Here is a 7,097-nt window from a genome sequence, read left to right on the forward strand (position 1 = left end):
GCTCACTACTGGGATAGACTCTTAACGTCAATCACATTGCTCAGCGTTCTGGACGGCAAAAATCGCCGCGCGCACCCAGTGAAATCCGAGGCGCTCCTGTTCCATGCGCAGGCGTTCACCGAGGATGTCGCCACGCAGCACTTGAAATAATGCATGCTCGTCCGGCGTCAATCGGCTCAAGTTGCCGGTATAACGTTTGTGCGCCTCTTCACTGCCCCACAAGGGGCGATGCGCTTCCAGGGTCGCCAGATCCATCAGCATGGAACGCGCTTGCGGCAACAAGCCGCGCAAGCGGTCGAGAATGGCAAAGCCGTGCGTATCGATATCGCCCCAGTAGACAATCTGCCTGTCATCGAGCCAGCGTACATCGGCCAGGCGCTCGATGCCATAGCCGCCGCCAAAGATCACCATGCTGTCCGGCACATCCGGAAACGCCAGGCCGTTGATTTCGTTCTCGGTAATGAATACCCGTTTGACCGTGGTGCGCAAGGCGGCGAACTGCGCCACCGGCACGCTCAGGTCGGACAGGCCGCCGATATGGTGGCGGGCGTCGAGCAAACGAAAGCGTATCAGCGCCGGTTTGGCCAGCAAGCCATAACGCGCTTCAAATTGACGCGCGCCAATCGCGTCTGCATTGACCGCTTCGGGCGGCAACAACTGGTCCAGCAGTTCGGCCAGCAGGGCCTTGCGCGTTTCAATGAACTTGCCATCGACGCCGGCAATATCGAGTTCGCGCAAATACAGCTGCGGCCGTGGATGGGCGACAAACCATTGCAGGATCGCCAGGATGCGTGCCCATGCACCCGCCTGTTCCAGCACCGTCATCGGACGGCGCTCCAGCCAGCCGGCCAGCGCAGGAAACAGCTGCAGGGTAATGCTTGCGAGCTGCTCGAAACACCGCTTGTCCGCTGCCTTGCCAATCAGTTTCAAGGCATCGGTTTCGTCGGCCAGCAGCACTTGCGTCGGTACCCGGTTGCGCCCCAGTTGACGATGATTGATTTCACGCCATTCGATCACATAGCCATAGCCTTTGTGACTTTTGCCGCCTTCCTCCAGTTGCCGTATCCAGCGCCGCACCGCATCGAACTGCTCACCCATCGTCGCGGCACCGGGCTGGCGCACCGGCAGGGTCATGGGAAACAGTGGCACACCGCCGACATGTGCGGCCAGCCAGCGGCCGCTGTCCCACAGGCGCAGCAAATGCGCCTGGATGGTCGCTGGCGTGGTCCAGTTCATGCGCTGCGCGCCTGGCGCTCGGCCTGGTACTGCTCGATGCTCAGGCAACGCAACATCGATTGCCGGCCCTCTTCGCTGTGCACGAAGCCCAGGCCGGCGACATAGGGTTCGATGATATGGATTTTCTGCAAGGGCGTGACGATCAGCAATTGCAGATTCATGCGCTTGAACAGTTCCAGCCCATAGCGGGCGGACTCGTCCGAGCCACGGCCGAACGCTTCGTCGATCACGACAAAACGGAAGGAACGCGAGCGCACGACGCCCCATTCGAGACCAAATTGGTAGGCCAGGCTGGCGGCCAGCACGGTATAGGCCAGCTTTTCCTTCTGGCCCCCGGACTTGCCGCCCGCATCGGTGTAATGTTCATGCTCACGGTCGTCTTCACGCCAGCGCTCGGACGCCGAAAAGACAAACCAGTTGCGCACGTCGGTCACCTTGCGGGTCCAGCGCTTGTCCACCTCGGCGCTGCCGCTGCGGCCACGGAAACGCTCGATGATGGTTTTCACTTGCAAAAATTTGGCTTCCGAGTACTCCTCGTCGCTCGATCCGGTCAACGCGCCTTCGGTGCAGGCACGCAAGTCGGCCTGGAAATCGCGCAGGTCGGCGTCCAGATTGGGCTCGGCTTCGAGCGCGATATAGCGGTTGGGGTTGTAATCGATATCGTGCAGCGAGCGGTTGATGATATCGATGCGTTCGCGGATGGTTTCCCGCTCGCGCTTGAGCTGCGACTGGAAGCCGGCAATTTCGCGGATCGTGTTTTCATTGAGCAGCTCCTTGAAGCGCTGCGCAAAGCGTGGCAAATCATCTGCCTGCAGCGCCGCCAGCATCTTGTCAAATTCGCCAGCGGCGTTGATGCTCACATCGACTTCACGCGTATCGAGCGGCCAGGCCGTGACGTAATCGCGCATGGCGCTGATGATACGGTCGCGCAAACCGGCGATTTTCTTGCTGTCGGTATCGATACGCGCCTGCAAGAAACTACGCATGTCTTTTTCACGGTTGTCGCACGACTCCACCGTCAGCTTGTGTTCTCCCAGGGCATCCACCTGCAACTGCTGCAGCAAGGGAAAATACCGCTCACGCGCGTGCACTGGGGTGGCGTCCAGCAACTGTGCGCAGTCGGCCAACTGGCGCCGCGCCTGATCCTGTCGCTCGCTGAGCTTGGCATGTTCGATGGTGTAACGGCTGAGGTCCTCGTCCGTGCCGGCTTGCGCCTGCGTCAGCGCCTCCAGTTGGCTCTGCAGCTCGCGCAGCATGTCGGACGCCGCTTCCAGCGCCTCTTTTTCACGCAGCAATTGTTCGATCGCCAGCAGCAGCGGCTTCCAGTCCAGTTCGCCGAAATGCTGGAACACCGCCAATTGCTGCCACTGGCCCACGCGATCCTGATGCGTTTTGAATTCCAGCCCCAGTGCGCTGATGCGCGCAACGTGGGCAGTAATGCGCAACGACAAGTCACGTGCGTGCTTTTCCAGCGCCGCGATCTTGGCCTGGTTGGTCCAGCCCAGTACATAACGGGTACGGTCTTGCAACTGATGACGGTCATCCTTTTCGTGGCGCTCGCCACCCGCCTTGATCTGGCCATTGCGCGTGATGGCCAGTTTTTCGCGTTGAAATTGCTGCAGCGAGTCACAGCAGGCATAGTCGAAACGCCGCGCCAGTTCCCCTGCGATCCATGGATAAAACGCCGAATCGGGCTTGACGGACAGCTTGCGCACCAGCGAATCGGGATGCAGCGGACGCGCTTCCGGCACGCTGACCGCGCGTATCCGAAAATACACCAGGCGCGCCCCAAGATGGCTGCGGTCGACCCACGCCGCCACCGCCGCATAATGGACTTCCGGCACCAGCAGTGCCAGGCCGAAATTGTGCAGCAGGCGTTCGACCGCGCCCTCCCACTCGCCGGCATCGTCGCGTACCTGGATCAGCTCGCCAACAAAGGGCAGTTCCTCACCATCGAGATCCAACGCTGCGCACAGCAAGTCGCGCAGCTTCAGCATCTGGCCCGGAATATTCGAGCGGCGCTGGCGCAACGATTCGAGTTCTCCCGTTAATTCCCCATGGCTGCTGCGCAGTTCACGCAACGTCACCCCAGCCTCGGTCAGGCGGCTATTCGATTCGTCGCGCTGCGCCACGCATTGCGCCTGGCCACTGTCGATGGCGCGCAGATTGGCACGAAAGCCTTCGTCATCGGCCGCCCCCGGCAAGCCCAGTGCTTGCGCCAATTCATCATATTGCGCCGCACGACGCGCGCGCTCATCCTTCAACGTTTGCTGGTGCGCGATCTCGGCGTCGATCTGCGCCAGGCGATTGCCGCCGTTGGCCGAAATCGCTTCCCGGATTGCATCGCGGCGCAGGCCTTGCTCGATGCGCAACTGTTGCAGCCGCTGCAGGCGCGCGGCGGTTTTTTCCAGCTCCAGCGCAAGTTGTGCCAGACGGCTTTCCAGCAAATCACTTTTCAAGACAGCAAACCACGGCCGCAGCGCTTCGCGGCAGCCGCGCAATTGCTCATCGTGCTGCTGCAAGCTGGCATGGCGTGCGCAATCGGCAGTCAGCGGCAGCAATTGCTCGATCTGTTGTTTCGCCTTCAGTACCGCTTCGTGTGCACGATGCAAATCATCGAAATGGGCGATCAGGGCGGCGATACGCTCTTCGACAGGAAAGGCTTCCAGCATGTGCTCACGCACGAAGTCGGTCAGGTTGCCGACCGACTTCATCGACACCGTCTGGTGAAACAACTCCATCGCCTGTTCATTGCCGATGCCGAAGCGGCGGCGAAAATCAGCGCCATACGGTGGAAAGCTGTCGTGCAGGGTCACGCCCTTGCTGGCGCGCAGGCGCTTGCGCAACTGATTGATATCGGTGCCAAAACCGGCAAACTGGTCCGCGATCGACAAGGCGCTGTCCGCCACCACATAAAAACGCTCGGGCTGGCCGCGCGCATCCTTGAGCCAGAATACCTGCGCCAGGGTCACGGTCTGATCGTAGCCCTCGTTATAAAACACGCCGAGGATCACGGCATAGGTATTCTGGTCGCGCAAGGCAACCGCGCGCGCCGTGCTGCCAGTGTCGCCGCGTTCCGATTTGTAATGGCCAAGCACATAGGTGCGCAGGCTGCGCTCATGGGCATCGGCGCCAGCGGCCTTGTTGTAGGCAATCTTTTGTGCGGGAACCAGCAAGGTGGTGATCGCGTCGACCAGCGTCGACTTGCCCGAACCGATGTCGCCGGTCAGCAGCAGATTGTCGCCGCCCGGATGCAGTTTCCACACGCGCGCATGGAAGGTGCCCCAATTGAAGACTTCAAAATGATGGAGGCGAAAGCCGGCGCGCTCCAGGCTCGCCGGGTCGGCGAAGTCAAGCTGGGGCGTTACACCGTCCTCAGGATCACGCGCCGTCATTGACCATCCTCCGACAAACCCACGCCATGGTTGGCGTAATCGTTCAGGCGCTGCTCGAAATCGCTGAGCCATTGCGCATCGACAAAGGCCTTCAATATGCGCCGCACTTCAAATTGCTGGTCCTGGCCACGCAAACGATACAGGAAACCCAATTCGACCACTTTGTTCAAATGCGTCTCCATGCGGTCGAGCAAACGCGCTTCATTGGCGGTATCGGGCAGGAACAGGCGCAATTGTTCGGTGATCTGCTCACGGCTGACGATCAAACGCGTGTCGCCGGCATTGCTGTCGAACTCCGCCAGCTTTTTACGCAACAGCACCAGGATCAAACTGACCGGATAACTGAGCTGGCGTCGCGGCACCAGGCGCGGCAGCGCAACTTCCCCTTCCGGCGTGGCGCGCTGGCGCAGATAGGCATAGCCCTCGGCTTCATCGAGTATCAGTTCCAGGCCGATGTGCTGGCAATAATCACGCACGCGTGCTTGCAACAGCAGCAGCGGCTGCCACAAGGCGACATCGTTTTCCTGGTACAACACGCCTTGCATCAAGGCAATCAGGATCTGGCTGTAATGGGTTTCGCTGGAAGCATTCATCATGTGCTGAAAATCAGGAGAGGCACCGTGGCAATACGCGCACGACCTTGGGTGTCGGTCCAGTGTATCGTTTCTTCTTGCGTATCGTCGATCACGCTGGGCAATTCCTGCGTCGCCAGGCTCAGATAAGTAGCCAATTCCGCCAGTCCTTGCTCGAGCGGATACTCTGTGATCAGCGCGGCGAGCGATACTTGTTTGCGCTCCTGCAGCGCGCGCCGGATATTCGACGCCAGCTTCAGGCGATCGACATGGACCTGCTCGAACAAGGCATCCGACGGTACCGGCTCGGCCGCTTCCTCAAGCACGCCATGCAGGATGACAGGCTTGAACGGTGGCGTAAACAAGGTGCGGTCCATCGGCGCCAGCACATTCGGCGCTGCGGCGTCGATGTCGATAAAGGCGGCATGCCCGACCAGCGCGCGCGCATCGAGCGCCTTTTTTTCGATATCGCGTATCAGCTGCATGATACGGCGATTTTCCAGCCAGGCCTGGTCGTCGAGATAGCGCCGCAGCTGCTCGGACAAACGCGCTACCGTGCGCTGCGTCACTTCGCCCGCCTCCAGCCAGTCATAATGTATCCGCAGCAAACGGCCATCTGGCGCCAGTTCGCGCACCGGATCGAGCGCCATTACCGCATTCAACAGCGCCGTCAATTCATCCTGGCGCGATGGCGACATCAACAGATCCCAGAAGGCACGAAAGCTTTTGCCTTCATCGGTATCGGCGATCATATCGCGCTTGCCAAAAACTTCCTGCAGCAATTCACCCTTGCTGCCTTCCCAGGTAGCAATACGCTCACGTACCGAGCGGTCCAGGCTGCGAAAATTATGCTCGACGGCGCGAAAGTCGGACAACAGTTCGCGCGCCGTGGACGACATTTGCAGGAAGCGTTCGCGTATCTGGGTCGGCTCCATCATGTCGAGCCGGCCCTGGGCGATTTGCGCGATTTCCGCATCGATGGCCGCCTTGCGTTTTTGCAGCTCGGCGATACGGGTGCGGGGATTCAATTCCGTGCCATCGATAATCTGCCGCAGCAAATCGAATACCGTCATCAGGCGCGATTCGGTACCGATGAATTGGCGCTGCCCCAGGCCGAGCAGCCATGCGATCGCCTGTTCGGTCGGCGACGTCAAATCATAGTGCGGCTCATCCTGGCCGCCCGGATAATATTTGCGCAGCCAGCCGCGCTCGTCGGAAGCCCAGTCGTCGAGATACGCCGTCGCGCTTTTCGGAAACAAGACCTCGCCAGCCAGTTCATGCAGATGATACAGATGGTCGTCCAGATGGGACGCCAGTTGCTGGCGCGCGATGGTGCGGATATTCGGAGCAATAAAATGACGATGCAGGAAACTGGCGATCATCGGTGCATGATCGGCGGCAAGTAGGCGCCACGCCGGATGGCTGCGCCGCTGGGCTGAGAGCTGTTGATAATCCATCTGCATGCGTTTTGTGGTGTATGGAACACTGTAGCACTGAACGATATGCCCGTTGATGCCAAAGCCGTCAGACGAAAAAAAACCCCGACCATTGCTGATCGGGGTGTTTTTCTACTGCGAATAACAAGCCTGACGATAACCTACTTTCACACTGGTTGCAGCACTATCATCGGCGCAAAGTTGTTTCACGGTCCTGTTCGGGATGGGAAGGGGTGGGACCAACTTGCTATGGTCATCAGGCATAACTTGTACTGGCATTTGTCCTCGGTCGAGCGACAAAGCCTGAATCTGGAAGAAGCAAAGATTGGGGTAATGAATGGTATCAACACACACGCAACGTTGTACTGTCTTATCCTCTGCACCTGCTAAGGTTATAGGGACAAGCCGTACGGGCAATTAGTACTGGTTAGCTTAATGCATTACTGCACTTCCACACC

Annotated in this window: 4 protein-coding genes and 1 rRNA gene; all 5 read right to left on the reverse strand. The window is 59.6% G+C overall.

The window, feature by feature from the left end:
• Positions 1-27: 27 nt before the first annotated feature.
• Positions 28-1,236, reverse strand: coding sequence for a Wadjet anti-phage system protein JetD domain-containing protein (locus CD932_RS26435; protein ID WP_094445829.1), 1,209 nt, complete (start codon positions 1,234-1,236; stop codon positions 28-30).
• Positions 1,233-4,631, reverse strand: a complete 3,399-nt coding sequence (locus tag CD932_RS26440) for an ATP-binding protein (protein ID WP_094445830.1) — start codon at positions 4,629-4,631, stop codon at positions 1,233-1,235. Before CD932_RS26440 ends, CD932_RS26435 begins: the two co-directional genes overlap by 4 nt.
• The gene (locus CD932_RS26445) at positions 4,628-5,227 is read right to left on the reverse strand and encodes a DUF4194 domain-containing protein (protein WP_094445831.1); all 600 of its coding nucleotides are present in this window, start codon (positions 5,225-5,227) and stop codon (positions 4,628-4,630) included. The genes CD932_RS26440 and CD932_RS26445 overlap by 4 nt, the downstream gene beginning before the upstream one ends.
• On the reverse strand, positions 5,224-6,666 hold the full coding sequence (locus CD932_RS26450) for a DUF3375 domain-containing protein (RefSeq protein WP_369679852.1): 1,443 nt from the start codon (positions 6,664-6,666) through the stop codon (positions 5,224-5,226). The genes CD932_RS26445 and CD932_RS26450 overlap by 4 nt, the downstream gene beginning before the upstream one ends.
• A gap of 121 nt (positions 6,667-6,787) precedes the next feature.
• Positions 6,788-6,900: ribosomal RNA gene (rrf, locus tag CD932_RS26455) — 5S ribosomal RNA — on the reverse strand.
• Positions 6,901-7,097: the final 197 nt, after the last annotated feature.

The sequence above is a fragment of the Janthinobacterium sp. PC23-8 genome (assembly GCF_002250505.1).
GTDB lineage: Bacteria > Pseudomonadota > Gammaproteobacteria > Burkholderiales > Burkholderiaceae_D > Janthinobacterium.